1 pseudogene is annotated in these 234 nt (G+C 71.8%); it reads right to left on the bottom strand.

What is annotated here, in order from left to right:
* Positions 1-207: pseudogene (locus QN345_RS20385) on the bottom strand (hypothetical protein); the annotation flags it as partial.
* Positions 208-234: the final 27 nt, after the last annotated feature.

Here is a 234-nt window from a genome sequence, read left to right as displayed (position 1 = left end):
GACGCCCGTGACGGCATCCGCTTCGAGGTCGCCGAAGCGGGCACGAACGGCGGGGATCGTGTCGGTGACGGGAACGCCGACCGGGTATGCCCCACCGCCGGGCGTGGTTGCCGCCTGGATGAGGCGGTCGCGCTTGGCGAGGCGCACGAGCTTCTGCTCGCTGTTCTCCTGCTCGACCCTGACCTGCTCGGCCTGCTCGGCCTGCACCGCCTGCTCGGCGACTACGAGGCGACC

It is taken from the genome of Cryobacterium sp. 10I1 (assembly GCF_035019805.1).
Lineage (GTDB): Bacteria > Actinomycetota > Actinomycetes > Actinomycetales > Microbacteriaceae > Cryobacterium > Cryobacterium glucosi.
The sequence above is the reverse complement of the archived record's forward strand: the minus strand, read 5'-3'. Positions and strand labels throughout refer to the sequence as shown.